We start from the raw sequence: 19,408 nt of genomic DNA, 5'->3' as shown, positions 1-19,408 counted from the left end.
CGTCTCGGATACCAAATCCGATACGCTGCCTCCCCCCCTCTCACGCCCCTGGGCGTTCCTGCCTATATCGAGGAAAGCTTCTCATGCTGCGTTTTGCCATGCTGCTTGGTCTCGCGCTTTTGTTGGGCAGCACGACTGACCTTACCGCTGCTCCGCAAATTGAAAAAGCCTCGCTGTATGGTCTGACCAGTGGCAAGACAACCCATCTGACGCTCACCGGCAAACAACTTGCTCCGAGCCCGGTGATCAAGCTCGACTTCCCTGTCAGCGACGTACGGGTGCTGCCGGGTTCGAATGGGCAGACCATCGAACTGGAAATCGACCTTCCAGCAGAGACGTCTCCTCGGCATGGTCACCTCCGAGTCGCCACCGAGACCGGCATTTCAAATCCAATCACGCTCGGCATCGATTCGCTTCCCCAAGCTTCCTTCACCGATACGATCGACGCGCTACCGATCGCCCTTTCTGGCAAACTTTCTGGTGCTCAACTGCTAACCACAAGCTTCACAGGGAAAGCTGGGCAACGGGTGGCAATCGAAGTCGAGGCGCAACGGTTGGGCAGCAAGCTAGAGCCGCTGGTCAGCTTAGTCGATAGCCGCGACACGCAGTTGGGCTATTCATCGCGTGAAATCTCCCTGCATGGCGATGCTCGCCTGGTGGTAGAGCTACCCCGCGATGGGCTTTATTCCATCAAGCTACAAGATGCCCTCTTTCGAGGAGGATCGCCGGGCCATTTCCGCTTAAAAATTGGTGATCTCGCCTTTGCCGATCGCGTTTTCCCTTTAGCCGTTTATCAAGCAGAAGACGCAGCCTCGCTTAAACCACTAACCACGTTGGCGACGGAACCTCCCTTGGATGCCCGTTTAACCAACTGGGACGCAAATGATCCTACCGTGACCAATCTTTCCGTCGAAGTTATCGGAGCAACGACTGGGCCTCAGCCAACCGTTGAGCGTAGCGACATACCAGAATTCCGCGAACCTGAGTCCTCTGAGAGTGCCACTTCGATCGGGGCGGCCCCGCTGGGCATCAGTGGAATCTTGCGGGAACCGAAAGAGCGAGACGAGTTCTTGATCGATGTCACCCCCGGCACCAAGTATCGGGCGGAAGTTTTCGCCCAGCGGATTCACTCGCCGGTCGACGCCGTTTTGGAAGTTCGTAAACCTGACGGCGCGATGTTGGCAACTTCGGACGACCAAAGCAACACGCCCGACCCTGCCACCACGTTTGATGTGCCGTCAGAGGTTCAGCAAGTCAAACTTGTTGTTTACGATCTTAGCCACGCTGCCGGCCCAATGCATGCGTATCGTTTGCGGGTCACGCCCGAGAATCGTCCTGATTTTCAATTGCACGTTGCCCAGCAAAGTATCAACATCCCTGCTGGGGGAAGTGCTGTTGTGGAAGTCGTAGCTGAACGACGTGGCTTTAACGAAGCGATCGCACTTCGCTTTCCGCAATTGCCGCCTGGCGTTACGACTTCGCTGCACGAAATCCCAGCCCGGACCGATCGAGCGCTGGTTACCTTCACTGCGGCCAGCGATGCTCAAGCGACCAGCATCGGCCCGATCATCGGCGAGACGAAACTCAACGGGTTGCCAATCGTACGTGAAGCTTCCATTGGTCCGAACAAGCCGATCTTTGGTCTAGCGCCGGAAACTTCGCAGCTTGGATTCGGCATTGTGCAAAAACCAAAATTGCTCGTGACTTGGAGCAGCGACCTGCCGGATGATGCCTTGGGGTTAGGACAAGTGACGGCACTTCCGCTGAGCGTGAAACGTGCTGAGGGACAGACAGGCCCGGTCCGCTTTTCCTTGATTACCTCTCAAGTCATCCCCCAAGACAAAGGCAAGCCCGATCAGTCCAAGGCCATCAAGTTGGCTAAGGAAATCATTCTGCCAGCCGATCAGACAGACGCCACGCTTACCCTCATTACACCGCCGCAGTTGGACGATATTGCCTGGGACATCGCCGCCAAGGCCGAACTCCTCTCGGCCGACCAGCAGAAAGTGCTGGCCACCGCAGTCAGTCCAGCGAAACGGTTTTCGTTGGGGTCGCCGCTCTTCCTTGCCCTCAGCGGCGAGACCGTGGTTCGTTTCCAGGGGAAAATCGAGCGAGCCGGCGGCTTCCAACATCCGGTGATTGTGACGGCCAACGGCCTTCCACAAAATGCAAAGTCGGCTGCTGTCGAAGTCCCGGCGGATAAATCCGAGTTTACGATCGAGATTACCTTGCCCCCAGGCATTAAGCCGGAACAATTAGCCAGTGTCCATCTGATTGCCACCGCCAAACGTAACGGGGAAGATGTTACCAGTAACCCTATTTCCATTAAACTAGAAACTGGCGCAAAGTAGGCTTTCTTTCACCTTGGGCGGTAATTTGTTCTTTTTCCCGCTCCTTGGACCGGAAAAAGTTGACTTGTTCGCCTATACTACTAATAAGATTTCACGCCGATCCTCCAGTAAGATTTCGGGGGATATCATCGAGATTCTCGCTGATTTACAATAGGCGAGAACCGATCTGAGGCTGTAGTTTTGCAATTCAAGAAAGAGATCAAGCGAATGCGTTATCTTGTTTTGACCTTGGCAATTGTCTGCCTGGCAACCACTTCGGCTGCCGCTGCGGAAGTGGCCGGTATCAGTCAGACCAAACCCGAATCTGGCCCATACGTGAAAGTCGAACAAGGCTATATGGTGCCTTACGAATTCACGATTCCCGGTACGCAAACCACTTTGAAGATGATCCCAGTCCCTGGCGGCAAGGTGAAACTGGGCAGTCCCGAATCGGAAGAAGGTCATACCGATGCTGAAGGCCCCGAGGTGGAAGTCACCGTCGGACCTTTCTGGATGGCCGAGCATGAAACGACTTGGGCCCAGTACAAGCCGTACATGGACCTCTACAACATCTTTAAGAAGTTCCAGTCCAAGAGAATTCGTTTGGTGAACGACGATAATCGAATCGATGCGATTACCGCCCCCACCCCGTTGTACGAACCCAGCTTTACCTTCGAGTATGGCGAAGATCCTCAACTGCCCGCCACAACCATGACCAACTACGCCGCGCGCCAATACACGAAGTGGCTTAGTGGTGTGACCGGCAATCAATACCGCTTGCCCAGCGAAGCCGAATGGGAACATGCTGCTAGTGGCGGAGCAGAAACAGCATACCACTTTGGTGACGATGCCGAGAAACTAGATGAATTCGCTTGGTTCGATGGCAACGCCGAAGAGAAGCCGCACCTTGTCAAAGGCAAGAAGCCCAACCAGTTCGGCTTGTACGACATGCACGGCAACGTGTGGGAATGGGTTCTCGATCAATACAGCGACGAAGGTTTCGCCAAGCTGGAAGGCAAGAAAGACCTAACCGCCCTTGATACGGTTAATTGGCCAACCGAACCTGAACCGTTGATGGTTAAAGGTGGTGGCTGGGACGAGGACGCCGAGAATTGCCGCATCGCCGCCAAGATGGGCAGCAGCGAAGACGATTGGAAGGAAGAAGACCCCAACATTCCGCTAAGCCCTTGGTGGTTCACCAGCTATCCTTCGACCTGCGTTGGCTTTCGCGTGATTCGTCCGCTGGAAGAAGTGGGTAAGAAGGAAGCCGTGAAGTTCTATCGACCTGACATCGAGTTCCTCAACCTTGACGTGAGCGACCGCTTGCTGGAAGGTCGTGGCATCATGGGCTTGGTCGATCCAGAATTGCCGAAAGCGATCAAGAACGAAGGGTAATCCGCTTCGTTTCCCTGAGGCCGATCATTGCTGGCCTCGGAAAGATTAACGCCAAAAAAGGCCAGCCGAGAAATACTCGGTTGGCCCTTTTTATTAGGTTTGCTCCTTCTCGGCTGATAGACGCTGCTTCGCTCCTGCCCCCGCGTACCGCTCTGCATTTGCTTGCGCCGACGAATTGACTCTGCTTTCGTCCGCTTACAAAATGAGTAACAGCTCATTTCTGGCTCACCTTGTCTGGGGTTCACGCGCGCGTCGTAGTCGAACTTCGTCTGTCCCACCTTTTTTTGCTGGCTTGCTGGGAGATCTCATGTCCTCAACGTTCCGCTTCTTTGCGTCCTTGTTTCTTTTGACCACACTGCTCAGTCTTCAAGTAATTTCGTCAGCCCAAGCGGCGGATACCACGAAACCGAAGCAGCCGAACATTCTGTTCATCATGGCGGACGACCACGCCTATCAGGCGATCTCGGCTTATCCCGGCGCACTGAATCAAACTCCGAACATCGATCGCCTAGCGAAAGAAGGCATGCGGTTCGATCGTTGCTATGTGACCAACAGCATCTGCGGGCCGGCACGGGCAGTGATCTTGACCGGTAAGTACAGCCACTTGAACGGCTTCATCGACAATCGCAGCAAGTTCGATGGTAGCCAACTTACTTATCCAAAGCTGCTGCAAAAAGCAGGCTATCAAACGGCGGTCGTCGGCAAGTGGCACTTAGTCTCTAACCCAACTGGCTTCGATTTTTGGAGCGTCCTGCGCGGCCAAGGCCCTTACTACAATCCGCAGATGCTGACCTCGGAGGGGCCCAAAAAGTACGAAGGTTACACTACCGATATCATCACCGACATCGCACTCGACTGGCTGAAAGAAAAACGGGATCCCAACAAGCCGTTTCTGTTGGTCTACCAACACAAAGCCCCTCACCGCAATTGGATGCCCAGCCCCAAGCGCTTGAACAAGTACGACGATGTCGAGTTCCCTGAGCCAGAAACGATGTGGGACGATTACAGCAATCGGGCCAGCGGAGCGAAAAACCAAGACATGACGATCGCCAAAACGATGAACCAAAACGATCTCAAATTGAATGCTGCGCGCGGCTTAACACCAAAGCAGAAAGAGGCCTGGGACGCGGCATACGGGCCGAAAAACAAAGCCTTTGAAGAAGCTAACTTAACCGGCAAAGACTTGGTGCGTTGGAAGTATCAGCGCTACATCAAAGACTACCTTCGCTGCATTGACTCGGTCGACGAGAATGTTGGTCGCGTACTCGATTACCTGGACGACGAAGGCCTCACCGACAACACGCTGGTCATCTATACCTCGGATCAAGGCTTTTATCTCGGCGAACATGGCTGGTTCGACAAACGCTGGATGTACGAAGAATCGTTCCGCACACCGTTGTTGGTGCGTTGGCCCGGTCACGTCCAACCTGGCACTGTCAGCGATGCTTTGGTCATGAACATCGACTTCCCCGAAACCATGCTGGCGGCTGCCGGTGTGAAGATCCCGGCCGAGATGCAAGGAGAAAGCCTGCTACCTATCTTGGAAGGCGACGGCCATGCCCCCAAAAACTGGCGACCGGCGTTGTATTATCACTATTACGAATTCCCTGGTGCCCACAGCGTGCCACGACACTACGGCGTATTCGATGGACGCTACAAGCTGATCAACTACTATCAGCTCGGCGAATGGGAGCTGTTTGATTTGAAAGAAGATCCCCACGAACTAAACAGCGTTTATGGCCACCCAGACTATGCCGAGGTGCAAACCAAGATGCATCAGCAGCTGGACGAACTGCGAAAGAAGTACCAAGACGATACGCCGAAGCCAAAGGACAAGCAGTAATCAAACAATCGGCGCATAAAAAAACCTGGCTGAGTTTCCCCAGCCAGGCTTTTTTTATTTCGAGCAGTCTTCGTTTGGTTTAGTGAACGCTAACCAGACGACGACGAGCTGGAACGTAGGTCATGGTGTCAGCCGGAACTGGAGCCGGTGGCATCATGTCAGCTTCGGTTGGTTCGCCAGCTTCAGCCGGAGCCGAGTAGGTAGCACCACAACCGCAGCCGTCGCCGCAACCAGCATCGCAGCCGGTGTCACAACCACAGCTCGTTCCGCAGCTCTTCTTGCAGCAGAACAGGCGAGCGATGGCGTCCTTCAGCGGGGTGCAGGACTTTTGGCATCCGCACTTGCCGGAGAACAGACCGCAACCTTTGTGGCAGGACGAACCGCACGAAGGAGCACCGCAGGTTGGTTCGCAACCGCAATCAGCAGGAGCGGCACAAGTTGCTTCTGGTGCACAGCACGAAGCTTCAGGAGCGGCACACGAAGGTTCGCAACCGCACGAAGATCCGCAGTGGCTCTTCTTGCAGGAGAACAAGTTGTGCAAAGCGTCACGAAGCGGAGTGCAGTGCTTCTTCTTGCAGCAGCTGGTGGCACAAGTGTCACAAGCGTCGCAAGCCGAAGGAGCAGCACAAGTTGCTTCAGGAGCACAGCAGGTCGGTTCCGGAGCACAGCAAGTTGCGGCAACCGGAGCACAGCAAGAAGGTTTCGGCATGCAGCAACGCGGCTTTGGCGTGCAGCACTTCGGTGTTTGACAGCAGGACGTATCACAACCACACCCGGTACCGAGCATTTGGTTCAGAAGTCCCCCGGCAGTCGCTTGGCTACACACGAAGGTGACCAACAGCGTTGCCAATAGCATGTTCCATTTCATCGAGTCATTTCTCCTTCTGAGTGGTGGACTCCAGATCCCAATATCCTCTGTCGCCAGGCCGGCGCTCTCGTGAACAATCACGGTATGCGACTACCACGCCGCGATTGCTCGCACCCCTAAAGCTGTCCATATGGCGGGTTGGACAACAAACCTCAGGAGTTTGAGCGTGTAGTCGAACCTGGTTAATCAAAGAGAATTGGTCTCTATCGTCTCCACAGTCCTCTACCTAAGTTTCGTCGAGCCAATCCTTGACCCGAAGTTCCCCATCGAAACTCGGCAGCCCCTCATGATCCGCCAGAGGGAATTCCGTTTTCGACATACCTGTGTAGTTATGTCTGAATGTCCGTATCGGCGGATTCGGAGGCTAGGCTTGATCACTCGAAACCAATTTCAGCTACTTGGTTTACCTCTCTGTTTGCGAGAAGTTTACCTGCCACGCAAGCCAGGCAAACCTTGACGATTAACACCCCTCTGACAACCATCAAACTCAACCACCTGGGGCCGCAAAATACATGCTATTCGCTACAGCTTAACAGCATTCGCTCGGTATCCCCTCCGGCGCGTGGCAGGTAAAATATTTGAGAAGCAAAGGGGCCTCATCCGCCTAAAACGAGCCACGACCCGCCCAATTACCCGGAGCAAGCATGCCCTCGACGCCGCCCGCACAAGGATACGAAATCGTTGACTTCGCCCAGATCCCAGGGGTGCCCTGCCCTTGTGGCACGGCCAAGCGCGGTTTGGCTGATGTGAGTGACTACCCAGGCACAATCCACGTCACCGAAATCTCAACAGATGCCAAAACTCACTACCACAAAAGACTTACCGAGACATATTTCTTTCTCGAGTGTGGCGAAGATGCCAAAATGGAGCTAGACGACGAGATTCTGCCGGTACATCCTGGAATGTGCATCATGATTCGACCAGGCACCCGGCATCGGGCACTTGGCAAAATGAAGATCGTGAATATCGTTTTCCCCAAGTTCGATCCTACGGACGAATGGTTCGACGAATAGTCCACCCGCTGGCTTCACTAGGAGGCTGCCCATAAATCCTGCCTTAGAACCCCTATTTTTCGCCTCCAGATTGCTAGCAGCCGCAACTTCCTGCTCCCCTTCCTGAACTGTGCAGACCGGAGAATCCTTGCATAGTCGTTTAAACAGGTATAAGCTGGAAGCTGCGTTTCGCCTACACCCTCCAACGATTTCTAGAGATACCTATGTTCCGGCCTATCGCTCTCATGCACTTTCCAACGGCGGCCTCAGCGACGTTGGTGCTGTTGTTGTCTCTCGTTGTCACGTCACTTGGATGCACGCCACCTCCTACTGGGCGTCCTTCCACCGACAACACAACCCTCAACACCACCGTTCCTCGCGATAAATCACCCGAGCCGTTAGAAGACCCGGCCAATCTTCCAGCCGACAAGACCGAAAAGGCTGTCGAGAACGCCGAAGTCACTCCGGCATTGCCCAGCGAAGAATTAACGCCGGTACTCACCCCGGACGATCTTCAGGGCAAAACCGAAGCGTTGGATATCAAGACCGATCCTCCCGCGAATAGCGAAGACCTGACACCCCCTCAGGTCACGCCAACTCCGGAAGACGCCATGAAGAAAGAGGAAGCGGTTAAGGAAGAATTGAAGGAAGAGCAAAAAGAAGAGCAGCCAGAGAAGCCCGCTGCTGAAACGACCTCTGCCAACCAAGCCCCACCAAAAGCAGAACCCGCCGCAGAAGTTGCTTCCGCGAAAACAACCACCACCGCGACCTCGGCGAAAGCTGCTAGCAAGGTCGATCCTCAGGATTGGCTCTATTGGCGCGGCCCTGAGTTCAACGGCATTTCTCGCGCTACCGGTTTGCCAGATAGCTGGAATCCAGAAGGGGGCGAAGGGAGCAACGTACTTTGGACTCGCGACGACCTGGGCACGCGCAGCACACCGGTTGTCATGGGCGACAAGCTCTTCATGCTGGCCGCAGCCGAACAAGGAACGCCTCGTGAAGGAGAACGTGTTGTCTGTGTCGATACCAAGACCGGCGACACCATCTGGGAAAACCGCTTCAACGTTTATCTTTCCGACGTGCCGGTCGAACGTGTTGGCTGGTCGTCGGTAACTGCCGATCCGGAAACGAACACCGTCTTCGCTTTGGGGGTTGCTGGCCATTTCCAATGTATCGACGCCGATACCGGTAAGACGGTTTGGCTTCGCAAGATGCACGAAGAATTTGGCATGCTGACCACCTACGGTGGCCGAACGAACTTCCCGATCGTTTACGAAGACCTGGTCATCATCAGCGGTATCGTGATCGGCTGGGGCGACATGGCCAAACCAGCTCACCGCTTTCTGGGCATGAATAAAAAGACAGGCGAAGTGGTATGGTTCACTCAAACGACTCCCCTTCCTTACGACACCACCTATAGTGCCCCCAGCATTAAGATCGTCAACGGCATTCCGCAGTACATCATCGGTGCTGGCGACGGCAAGATCTGGAGCATTCAGCCCCGCACCGGCCAACACAACTGGAGCTTCTCTTTCGCAGCTCGTGGTTTGTACGGCACCCCGATCATCGAAGGGGACACCGTCTTCATGGCCCAAGGGGAAGAAAATGTGAGCCCACGCGAAGAAGATGGCAAGATTATCATCGACGTCGACAACACGATGGGTGCTGTCGTGGCGGTCGATGCTACGCAATCAGGCGATATCTCGGTCACCGGCCAGAAGTGGAAAGTCGTTGAACTGAACGGCAATCGCAGTGCTCCGCTGTATGTGAACGACAAGTTGTACGTGATTGACGACCGCGCCAAATTGTTCGTTCTCGACCCGAACACCGGCGAAGAGCTGTTCAAGAAGACCGCGTTGGGAACCAAGATGTTTGGCTCGCCGTTGTACGCCGACGGCAAGATCTACACCATCACCGAAAACGGTCGTTACTACGTGCTCGGTATCAAAGAAGATGGCAACGTCGAGATCCTTACCAAGGGACGTTTGCCCGATGGCGATGGTCTGGCCTCGCCCATCTGTGCTCACGGTAAACTTTACTTCCCCACCACCAGTGCTCTCTACTGTGTGGGAACCGAAGGCAAAGAAACCGGTTTCAGCGGCCTGCCTGAAACACCGCAGGAAGATCCCGTTTCCGAGGATCCCGAGCCAGCTCACGTCCAAGTGATTCCTGCCGAAGCGCTGATCTATCCTGGCGACAAGATCGATTACCAGGTCAAGCTGTTCAACTCGCGAGGCCAGTTCCTTAAAGATGCGGACTCGGCGGAGTTCAGTGTTGAAGGTCCAGCCAGCATCGACAAGTCTGGCCAGTTGACCGCCAACCAAGACGCCGCTCATCAACCCGCTTATGTCACCGCCAAGGTCGACGATTTGACCGGTTCAGCCCGTTTGCGGATTGTGCCCAATCTGCCGTGGAGCTTTGATTTCGAGAAGATCACCATCGACGAAAAGACCAAAAAGGGGGAGCCACCCATTACTTGGGTTGGGGCCCGCTACCGTCACATTGTTCGCGAAGTGGACGGCAACAAAGTCATGGTCAAGATCACCACGATCCCCAAGGGAACCCGCAGCCAGTCCTGGATGGGTCATAGCGATCTGCACGATTATACGATCGAAGCCGACGTCATGGGGAACGAGCTGGAAGGTCAACTGCCCGATATCGGTTTGATCGCCCAAGGCTACGAGTTCATCTTGATGGGCAACGAATCGAAAGCCCGAGCTTTAAGCTGGATCACCCAGCAGCGCATCGCCCAAGATGTCCCCTTCACGCTCGAGCCTGGTGTCTGGTTTCGCATGAAGCTGAAGGTGTCCAATCAGGAAGATGGAACTGCCCTGGCGCAAGCAAAAGTCTGGAAGAAAGACGAAGCCGAGCCGGAAGCCTGGATGGTCGAGATTGTGGACGAAGTTCCGAATACGACCGGCAGCCCTGGCCTGTTCGGCAACGCGAAAACAGGCGAAATCTTCCTGGACAATATCACGGTGACTCCGAATAGTTAAACGGAATCCCCACCTAACATCCCTTTCCCCCCTGATTCATCTATTTGGTTCACGAGCATATATCCATGAAATCGACATTCGCTTACTTCGCCATCGTAGGTTCAACCTGCTTTGGCATGACAGTAGCGGCCCTATTGCCGGAAGAACGAGCCAACGCTCAAGAGACGGAAGCGAAGCCGGCGGCTAAAGCCGAAACGACCAAGGATTGGCCGCAATGGGGCGGCGATTCCCAACGCAACAACACGCCCACTGCCACCAATATTCCTACCACGTGGGAAGTCGGTGGTTTCGATCGGTCGACCGGCGAGTGGCTCAAGGAAGATTCCGAAAACATCAAATGGGTTGCTCCGCTGGGCAGCCAATCGTACGGTAATCCAGTCGTAGCCGACGGTAAGATTTTCGTCGGTACGAATAACGGTAGCGGCTACATCGATCGCTACCCCCCCAACGTCGACCTCGGCTGCTTAGTTTGCTTCGATGAAGCTACCGGCGACTTCCTGTGGCAACATTCCAGCGAGAAGCTACCCACCGGTCGCGTTCACGACTGGCCGCTACAAGGCATTTGCTGTGCTCCTTACGTTGAAGGAGATCGTCTCTGGTTTGTGACCAGCCGGGGTGAAGTTCGCTGCCTCGATACCAATGGTTTCCGCGACGGCGAAAACGACGGACCTTACACCGAAGAGGAATACACCGGTGAAAAGGAAGCTGACGTTGTTTGGGTTTTCGACATGATGAAAGAATTGGGCACCTCGCAGCACAACATGTGCAGCTGCTCGATCACCGCCTTGGGCGACATCTTGTTCGTCAACACTTCGAATGGTGTCGATGAATCGCACATCGTGATTCCCTCGACCGAAGCTCCCAGCTTCTTCGCCATGGACAAAAACAGTGGTGAAATCTTATGGACCGATAAGTCACCCGGCACCAACATTTTGCATGGCCAATGGTCGAGCCCGGCTGTCGCCACGCTTGGTGGCGTGCCGCAAGTGATTTTCGCTGGCGGTGACGGCTGGATCTATTCGTTCAAGGCCGACAAAGGCAAAGACGGCAAGCCAGAACTGCTTTGGAAGTTCGACGGCAATCCGAAGACCTCGAAGTGGGTTCTGGGTGGTCGCGGTACTCGTAACAACATCATCGCCACCCCAGTCATCTACGACGACCACGTTTACGTCGCCGTCGGCCAAGACCCCGAACATGGTGAAGGGGAAGGTCATCTTTGGTGCCTCGATCCCACCAAACGTGGCGACGTGAGCGCCGAACTGGCGATGAAGATCGAAGGAAGCCAGCGTGTGCCGCTAGAACATCGCCGCATCCAAGCCGTGATCGAAAAAGATGGCGAAGTCGCCGTGCCCAACCCGAACAGCGCCGTGATCTGGCACTATTCCACTGCGGATCAAGATGGCGACGGCGAAATCGCTTTCGAGGAAACGATGCACCGCAGCATCGGCACCGTCACGATCAAGGACGATATTCTCTTTATCGCCGACTTTAGCGGCCTGCTTCACTGCCTGAATGCCAAGACCGGCAAGCCGAACTGGACCTACGATATGTTCGCCGCAGCTTGGGGTTCTGCCCTGATTGTCGACGATCATGTCTACATTGGCGACGAAGATGGTGACGTTGCGATCTTCAAGCTTTCTGCCGATCCAGCTGATGCCGAGCCGATCGAAGAGATCAACATGGGCAACTCGGTCTACTCGACCCCCATCGTTGCCAATGGTGTCTTGTACATCGCCAACAAGACTCACCTCTTCGCAATTACCGAGGGAGGCGAGTAACCTACTCGTTCCCAGCGACATCCAACAAGACGCGGGAGTGGCAGCAATGCTCTCCCGCGTTTTTTTGTTCCTCGTGGCCATTGGGCCTAAAAATCATCTCTCTCACTTGATAAGTCTTGCTCATGCCTAAACTGGTTCTCGATGTCGGCAACTGCGGCTACGATCACAGCAGCCTCAAATCGCTAATCGAACGAAACTTCGATGCCAAAGTCCTCCCATCGCACGGCCCGGCCGACACCTTAAAGATGCTGCGCGAACAAACGTTCGCCCTGGTGGTCATTAACCGTAAGCTCGATCGCGATCATGCCGACGGCATCGAATTGATGAAAACGATCAAAGCCGACGAGCAATTTGCCCAGACACCGGTAATGCTGCTTTCCAACTACGAAGACGCCCAGGCCGCCGCTGAAGCTGCAGGTGCCGTCCCTGGTTTCGGCAAGCTGGCCCTCGGTAAAGAATCGACCCTGAAAAAGCTAGAACCTTACTTAGGCTAACCCATGTCAGAGATCAGTTGGAACGATTTTGAAGCGGTGGAACTCCGCGTGGGCACAATCATCGAGGCCGAAGATTTCCCCGAAGCCAGGCGACCAGCCTACAAACTGAAGATCGATTTCGGCGAGCCGATCGGCATCAAAAAATCGAGTGCCCAGATCACCAAGCTGTATAACCGGGAAGAACTCGTCGGACGGCAAATCATCGCCGTCACGAACTTTCCTCCGAAACAAATCGGCCCCATTCGCAGCGAAGTCCTCGTGACCGGTTTCGTAGGCGCGGACGGCACCGTCACCCTGGCCGTCCCCGACCAACCAGTCCCCAACGGCAGCCGCTTGGCGTAGGCTGCTTCCTTCTACTCGTTCTCACTTCATGATCTGCTGCGAGATGCAATGGAACGCTCCTAGCCCCCAAACCAGGTCGATCGCGTCGATCGGTACGATCTTTCGCTCAGGGAAGGCTTGTTGGAGTGCGTCGCAGGCTTTCTCGTCGGCGTCGTCACCGAATTGCGGCACGATGACAATTCCGTTAGCGATGTAGAAATTACAGTAACTGGCCGGCAATCGCTGCTCGTCTTGATACTTTGGCTTGGGCATGAACAGCGGCACCACTTCCAACGGCTGCCCGTTTTGATCGGTCAGCTTTTGCAGCTCTTGGAAGTTCTCTTGCAGTGCCTCGTAGTTCTCGTCGCTCGAATCTTCTTCGTAGGCGGCCAGAACGGTATTCTTACTGACGAAACGAGCCAGCTCGTCAATGTGCCCGTCGGTGTCGTCCCCGGCGATCCCACGGTGCAGCCACAAGATCTTCTCGGCGCACAAATAATCGCACAGGTACTTCTCGGTCTCTGCCTGGGAAAGGTGCGGATTGCGGTTGGGATTCAGGAGGCACTCGGTGGTACTCAGCACCAACCCAGCCCCATTGCCGTCGACCGCGCCCCCTTCCATCACAATGCCTGGCTGAAAGCGGCCAAAGCCCAGTTTCTCGGCCAGGCGGCTCGGCACGGCGTCGTCGTTATCCCACGGAGGATACTTGCCGCCCCACGCGTTGTAGTTCCAATCGACCGCCATCCACGGCTTCCCTTGGGGCGCCTTCAAAAAGCTCGGTCCATGGTCGCGTGCCCAGGCATCGTTGGTCGGAATGGCGTGGATCGAAACGTTCGGCAAATGCCCGACCAGGTCTTCGGCCTGGGTCAGTACCTCGCCTGCGGCCGCCAGAATGTGGACGTCCTCTACCTCACTCAGCGCCGTTACCAGCTTCTTATAGACGCCTGGCACCGGCTCGAACTTGCCCGGCCACGACTCCCGATTGTGCGGCCACGAAAGAAGCGTGCCGACGTGCGGTTCCCACTCGGCTGGCCAGCGATACCCTTCTGCTTTTGGCGTTTGCCGCTCGATCATGTGGTGATATCCCCATCAATAAACCGCTTGGTCAGCCCGCTGTAGGCGTCGATGCGGCGGTCGCGTAGAAAAGGCCAATGCGTGCGAGAGAAGTCGATCTGAGCCAGATTGCATTCAACAATCAACGTCTCTTCCTGGTCGTGCGAAGCCACTTCCAGCAGCGTTCCGGTCGGATCGACCACGAACGAATGTCCCCAGAACTCGATGTTCTCTTCGATACCAACCCGGTTGGGTGCGGCCACAAACACGCCGTTGGCGATCGCATGGCTCCGCATCATCGTCTCCCAAGCCGAAACCTGAGCCGGACCGTACTCTTCCTTTTCAGGATGCAGCCAGCCGATGGCGGTTGGGTAAACCAAGATTTGAGCGCCGGTTAAAGCCGTCAAGCGGGCCGCTTCGGGGAACCACTGATCCCAGCAAATACAAACGCCCACGCGGCCAAACTTGGTATCGAACGTCCGGAAACCGACATCCCCCGGCGTGAAGTAAAACTTCTCGTAGTAGTGGGGATCGTCCGGAATGTGCATCTTGCGGTAAATGCCCAGAAACGCCCCATCGGCATCGAACACAGCGGCCGTGTTGTGATACACCCCTTCGGCCCGCTTCTCGAACAGCGAGGCCACCACGACCACGCCGTGCTCTTTGGCGGCGGCTTGAATCCGCTGGCTGGTTGGCCCGGGGATTGGTTCGGCCAGTTCGAATTGGATGTGGTCTTCCGTCTGGCAGAAGTAGAGCCCAGGAAACAGCTCTTGCAGGCAAACAATGTTCGCCCCTTTTTGGGCGGCATCGGCGATCTTTTCAATCGCTTTATCGACGTTGGCCTGCTTGTTGGCGGTACAAGTCATCTGCACGACCGCGACGTTGACCTTTTCCGGCTTGCTCATCTTTCTGGCTTCTTTCCCTCGTGTAAACCCTGGGACGCGAACTGGCAAAATGGTACCCTTTCCCCTATGGACAGAAAACCACCACAGGGACTCTTCATTACCGGAAATAATACGGGCGTCGGCAAGACCCACGTGGCCGGTTTGATCGCTGAAAGCCTCAGAAATGCCGGTAAACGGGTTGGAGTTTACAAACCGGCGGCCAGCGGCATGATTTGGCGCGACGGAGAACCGATCTGGGAAGACGTGTGGACGCTATGGGATAAGTCAGGCCGAATTTGGGATCCGCAGGCCATTTGCCCCCAAACTTTCAAGGCCCCACTTGCCCCGCATCTGGCCGCTCGGGCTGAAGGCAAAGAAATCGACACGCGGCTTTTGCGAACCGGCCTCCACTTCTGGTTCGCTCAGCAAGAGGCCGGAAACTGCGATTTGATCTTGGTCGAAGGGGCAGGCGGGCTGATGTCGCCCCTGTCAGACAAAGACTACGTAGCCGACCTGGCCGTCGAGTTTGGTTTCCCGCTGGTGGTCGTGGCGGCGAATCGCTTGGGCGTGATCAACGAGACCCTGCAAACGCTGATCACCGCCACTTCGTACAGCAACGGCCTGCCGATCGCTGGAATCGTCCTCAACGACGTCTCGCTTGAACCAGACGACGCCAGCCGCGCATCGAACCGCAGCGAACTCGAAGCCCGCTGCCAAGTTCCCCTTCTGACCCATACGATGTTTAACGCGGATTCGATTTCCGATCCGGTCGATTGGGTTTCGCTAGCAGATCTGTCTCGATACTGAAGTTAGTTTGAAGTTTCCAGTGTTCAGTTTTCAGCAAGAGGGGGGCGGTTCCAACCGAACACCAGAAACAGCGAGTTACTCACTCCTCTAAAATTTTCCAAAAACTCTGATTCTGGGAAAACGGTCTCTGCGACACTCTCGTCTTACCTTTCGAGCTCACGTAAAACGCGAATGACTTATCCGAAAATCGAATTGTGCGGATCTCGAACGATGAAAAAGACATGGATTCTAACCCCCTTGCTGCTTGGCGTCGCGATCTGGGGCTGTGGTGCTCAACCGCAATCGGCGGTCGATTCCGCCCCCGGCGCGGAAGCAAGTAACTCAAGTAACTCGAAGGTTCAGGTTGTTGATAAGGCACTATTAGAACGTCCGCTGGAGCTCAACAATCGCGCGACTGAAGCGAAAAAGAACGCACAAACGTATTCGACTTCTGATCCAGAACAACTTGAGATCGACGAGCTACGCCTCCCAGCAGGATTCGATCAATCAAACGGTACCGAGACTGCTGGAGGGTATGGCCCTGCACCAAGCGATCGTTCGGCTCCTGCGAGGATGGGTGGCGGAATGGGTGGCATGGGCGGCGGCGGCTATGATGGTGGCGATAGTCTGTCAGGCACAGGTTTTGGCTTCTCAATTAATGGCCCAAGCACAGCTCCTTCCGATCCATACGGTGGCATCCGCAATGACGCTGGTTACGGCGGCTACGGTGTAGAGATGAAGGAATCGCTGGCCGAGGTCCCTGCCTCCGCCGCAGTCAGGACGCGCAGAAGTCGCGACCTGGCGAAGCCTGAGTCTGAATTCACACCACAGACTTCCGGCAACACCATCCCAGCAATCGGCGGAGTGACTGGCAATCCACCAAGCGATGGCGTCGGTCCTGGCGAGGGTGGCGACAAGTTTCAACCGATTGAAGAGAACAACTTCATCACGGTCGCCGATCAGCCGCTCTCGACTTTCTCGATCGATGTCGATACGGCTTCTTACTCGAAGATTCGCTCGTACCTCAGCCAGTTTAACCAGCTACCCCCCCGGGACGCCGTGCGTGTCGAGGAACTGGTCAACTACTTCCAGTACGACTACGCCCAGCCGACCGACGAACACCCCTTCGCGGCCAATGTCGAAGTGGCCAGTTGCCCCTGGAACCCAGCGCACCGCTTGGTGCGGGTAGGCATCAAGGGGAAAGAGATCGACACCCAAGCACGCCCGGCCAGCAACATTGTGTTCCTGCTGGACGTCTCCGGCTCGATGAATTCAGCGAACAAGCTACCGCTGCTCAAGAAGGGCATGAAGATGCTCGTCGATCAGTTGGGAGAAAACGACAAGGTTTCGATCGTCGTCTACGCTGGTGCCGCTGGCATGGTCCTGGAGCCGACCTACGGATACGACAAAGCGACAATTCTGGCCGCTCTCGATCACCTACAAGCGGGCGGTTCGACCAATGGCGGGCAAGGGATTCAACTGGCTTACAAAACCGCGACGGAAAACTTCATCCAGGGTGGCACGAACCGGGTGATCCTTTGCACCGACGGCGATTTCAACGTCGGCGAAACGAGCACCGGCGGCTTGGTGGAAATGGCGGCCGAGCAAGCCAAGAAGAACATTTACCTGAGCATCCTTGGTTTCGGCATCGGCAATCACAACGACTCGATGCTCGAACAACTCTCGAACAAAGCCAACGGTAATTACTCGTTCATCGATAACGACAAGGAAGCGAAAAAGGTGCTGGTCGAACAGATGAGCGGCACGCTGCTAACGATCGCCAAAGACGTGAAGATTCAAATCGAGTTCAATCCGCAGAAGGTCGCTTCGTATCGCCTAGTCGGTTACGAAAACCGCATCCTGGCCGCCCAGGATTTCAACGACGACAAAAAGGACGCCGGGGAAATCGGGGCTGGGCACACGGTAACCGCCTTTTACGAAATCGTCCCCACCCAAGGCAACGAAGAACTGGCCGCCGTCGAGCCGATGGTGGACGATCTGAAGTACCAGACCGAGCGCAAGCCTACCAAAGCCGCCAAGTCGAACGAGCTGATGACCTTGAAGCTGCGTTACAAACAGCCGGAAGAAGACGTCAGCACGCTGATGAGCTACCCGGTGGTCGATGAAGGACACCAATTCAATCAGTCTAGTGGCGACTTCCAGTTTGCTTCAGCCGTGGCGATGTTTGGCTTAAAACTTCGCGGCGATCGTTTCCACACCGACACCAACTTCGCCGAAATCGAAGAACTGGTCGCCTCGAACGTCGACGGCCCAGGCAGTTCGTACCGGCAAGAGTTTTTAGAAATGGTCCGCAAAATCGAAGCGGTGCAGAAGTAACCGCGATCGCAACGACAAGTCCTGTGAAAACGCTCGGTCACTTCGGCTGAGCGTTTTTTTGTTTGCCTGGGCAACACGGTATGAAGTTTGTGGGAAGGACACCGCGAACCCACTAACCGTGCAGATTGATCTAGTAGCAATGTAGAAAAATGATATCCTCCGAAGGAGTTACTACCCCACTAACGACCACATTGTGCTAGCAAGGACGCCTCGATGCCACGCCATTGCCAGCTTCTCGCCGTTTTAATGCTCGCTATGCTGGCTTTGCCTGCCAGCGCAGACGAATCCAACGTTCGCACGCCAACGTTAAATGAGTTGCTCGACTCGATACCCGTTCTCTCGCCGAAAAACAATCAGATCCGAAACGCACGGTTCACATTATGGGCCTGGCTTCATAAGGAATGGGAATATCCGATGCGGTTCGATGTCCAGTGGGCCCATAATCAACCGGTTGGATTTCTCATGAGCAGTACGGCCTGGCAAACGCCAGCGTATTTTGCATCCCAGAATCAAGGGATGCTCAGTCGAATATCGAGTCACGAGTTAGTGCTCGCCAACGGCAAGCAGCCTCAATTGATACTTCGACGTGGAGAGGCCTCGCAACCAGAAGTAAACTTAATGTTTGGCAACAACCCCACAAATCTAGGCAACGGCATTGAAATTGACCTCTCCACGCTCATCAATCGTCGGGCTGGTCGTCCCGTCGTCGAGCAAGATGCAAACGGCAATTGGCTCGTCCGCACGATCAGCGCTACCGGCGGCTTCGACGTATTGATTACGTTCGATCGCCATCCCCCATACACGTTGCGGCGGTTCGAGATGCGATCGCTCCTCACAGGCAAAGCGCAGGTTATCTTGGCCAATCTTTCCTTGAACGACGATTCAATTCCGCCCTGGCCTCCGTTTCCTGATCTCAAAACGATGCCAGCCGACTTCACCGTGATCACGGGAAAGAAAGAGCAAACCTCCGAGGGAGCACCAACCCAAAAAGACGTCAATGCTGCGGTCAACCAAATCATCAGCATGACCATGCAGGTAGGCTTTGATCTCCGGAAAAAAAACGACAACCCGTTGCTGAAGAATATCGATTGGCAAGAGATCGACAAAGCCTATCAACAATCGGGACCGGTCCTACGACAAGCGTTTGGCTTTCGACCGGTCGTCGATCAAGCGTTCCCTACCATCCAGCGTTAACACGCAAATTGCTTAGTGTTTTTCTTCGTCTTCCTTGCCTTCTGCAGTATCCATTTCGTTGATGTCTGCTTTCCAAACAGGTGACGCAAGACGCGTCTGACTGCCAGGCAACGAATAGGGTGTTCGGCAATCTCGTG

At 55.2% G+C, this 19,408-nt stretch carries 14 protein-coding genes; 12 read left to right on the top strand and 2 right to left on the bottom strand.

Annotated features, from left to right (window positions below; translation table 11 throughout):
* Positions 1 to 83 precede the first annotated feature (83 nt).
* The 9 genes from DTL42_RS08365 to DTL42_RS08325 all read left to right on the top strand — a co-directional run bounded on the left by DTL42_RS08365 (position 84) and on the right by DTL42_RS08325 (position 13,038).
* Positions 84 to 2,351, top strand: coding sequence for a hypothetical protein (locus tag DTL42_RS08365; RefSeq protein ID WP_114368259.1), 2,268 nt, complete (start codon positions 84 to 86; stop codon positions 2,349 to 2,351).
* Positions 2,352 to 2,558: 207 nt separating this feature from the next.
* Positions 2,559 to 3,725, top strand: coding sequence for a formylglycine-generating enzyme family protein (locus tag DTL42_RS08360; protein WP_114368258.1), 1,167 nt, complete (start codon positions 2,559 to 2,561; stop codon positions 3,723 to 3,725).
* Between the two features lie 307 nt (positions 3,726 to 4,032).
* Positions 4,033 to 5,568 carry a sulfatase family protein gene (locus tag DTL42_RS08355; protein WP_114368257.1) on the top strand — a complete coding sequence of 512 codons (1,536 nt, stop codon included), beginning with the start codon at positions 4,033 to 4,035 and terminating at the stop codon, positions 5,566 to 5,568.
* Positions 5,569 to 5,867: 299 nt separating this feature from the next.
* The gene (locus DTL42_RS08350) at positions 5,868 to 6,317 is read left to right on the top strand and encodes a hypothetical protein (RefSeq protein ID WP_114368256.1); all 450 of its coding nucleotides are present in this window, start codon (positions 5,868 to 5,870) and stop codon (positions 6,315 to 6,317) included.
* Positions 6,318 to 7,080: 763 nt separating this feature from the next.
* Positions 7,081 to 7,449 (top strand): cupin domain-containing protein, encoded by a 369-nt coding sequence (locus DTL42_RS08345; protein ID WP_114368255.1) that lies wholly within the window; start codon positions 7,081 to 7,083, stop codon positions 7,447 to 7,449.
* A gap of 203 nt (positions 7,450 to 7,652) precedes the next feature.
* The gene (locus DTL42_RS08340) at positions 7,653 to 10,424 is read left to right on the top strand and encodes a PQQ-binding-like beta-propeller repeat protein (protein WP_234824128.1); all 2,772 of its coding nucleotides are present in this window, start codon (positions 7,653 to 7,655) and stop codon (positions 10,422 to 10,424) included.
* 65 nt (positions 10,425 to 10,489) lie between these two features.
* Positions 10,490 to 12,202 carry a PQQ-binding-like beta-propeller repeat protein gene (locus DTL42_RS08335; RefSeq protein ID WP_114368254.1) on the top strand — a complete coding sequence of 571 codons (1,713 nt, stop codon included), beginning with the start codon at positions 10,490 to 10,492 and terminating at the stop codon, positions 12,200 to 12,202.
* Positions 12,203 to 12,324: 122 nt separating this feature from the next.
* Positions 12,325 to 12,696 (top strand): response regulator, encoded by a 372-nt coding sequence (locus DTL42_RS08330; RefSeq protein WP_114368253.1) that lies wholly within the window; start codon positions 12,325 to 12,327, stop codon positions 12,694 to 12,696.
* A gap of 3 nt (positions 12,697 to 12,699) precedes the next feature.
* Complete coding sequence (locus DTL42_RS08325; RefSeq protein ID WP_114368252.1) at positions 12,700 to 13,038, top strand: tRNA-binding protein; 339 nt, start codon at positions 12,700 to 12,702, stop codon at positions 13,036 to 13,038.
* Between the two features lie 21 nt (positions 13,039 to 13,059).
* On the opposite strand, the gene DTL42_RS08320 is transcribed toward DTL42_RS08325, so the two are convergent.
* Positions 13,060 to 14,091: an agmatine deiminase family protein gene (locus DTL42_RS08320; protein ID WP_114368251.1), complete on the bottom strand. Its 1,032-nt coding sequence runs from the start codon at positions 14,089 to 14,091 to the stop codon at positions 13,060 to 13,062.
* Positions 14,088 to 14,975: a carbon-nitrogen hydrolase gene (locus DTL42_RS08315; protein WP_114368250.1), complete on the bottom strand. Its 888-nt coding sequence runs from the start codon at positions 14,973 to 14,975 to the stop codon at positions 14,088 to 14,090. The genes DTL42_RS08320 and DTL42_RS08315 overlap by 4 nt, the downstream gene beginning before the upstream one ends.
* A gap of 66 nt (positions 14,976 to 15,041) precedes the next feature.
* Between DTL42_RS08315 and bioD the strand changes: the two genes are divergently transcribed.
* The 3 genes from bioD to DTL42_RS08300 all read left to right on the top strand — a co-directional run bounded on the left by bioD (position 15,042) and on the right by DTL42_RS08300 (position 19,271).
* Entirely contained in the window at positions 15,042 to 15,761 is a 720-nt protein-coding gene (gene bioD, locus DTL42_RS08310; RefSeq protein WP_114368249.1) for a dethiobiotin synthase, read from the top strand.
* Positions 15,762 to 15,971: 210 nt separating this feature from the next.
* Entirely contained in the window at positions 15,972 to 18,077 is a 2,106-nt protein-coding gene (locus tag DTL42_RS08305) for a vWA domain-containing protein (protein ID WP_234824127.1), read from the top strand.
* A 213-nt stretch (positions 18,078 to 18,290) separates the two neighbouring features.
* Positions 18,291 to 19,271 (top strand): hypothetical protein, encoded by a 981-nt coding sequence (locus tag DTL42_RS08300; protein ID WP_114368248.1) that lies wholly within the window; start codon positions 18,291 to 18,293, stop codon positions 19,269 to 19,271.
* Positions 19,272 to 19,408 lie beyond the last annotated feature (137 nt).

This window comes from Bremerella cremea, from assembly GCF_003335505.1.
Taxonomy (GTDB): domain Bacteria; phylum Planctomycetota; class Planctomycetia; order Pirellulales; family Pirellulaceae; genus Bremerella; species Bremerella cremea_A.
Note: the sequence above shows the minus strand (reverse complement) of the source record. Positions and strands in the feature narration are given on the sequence as shown.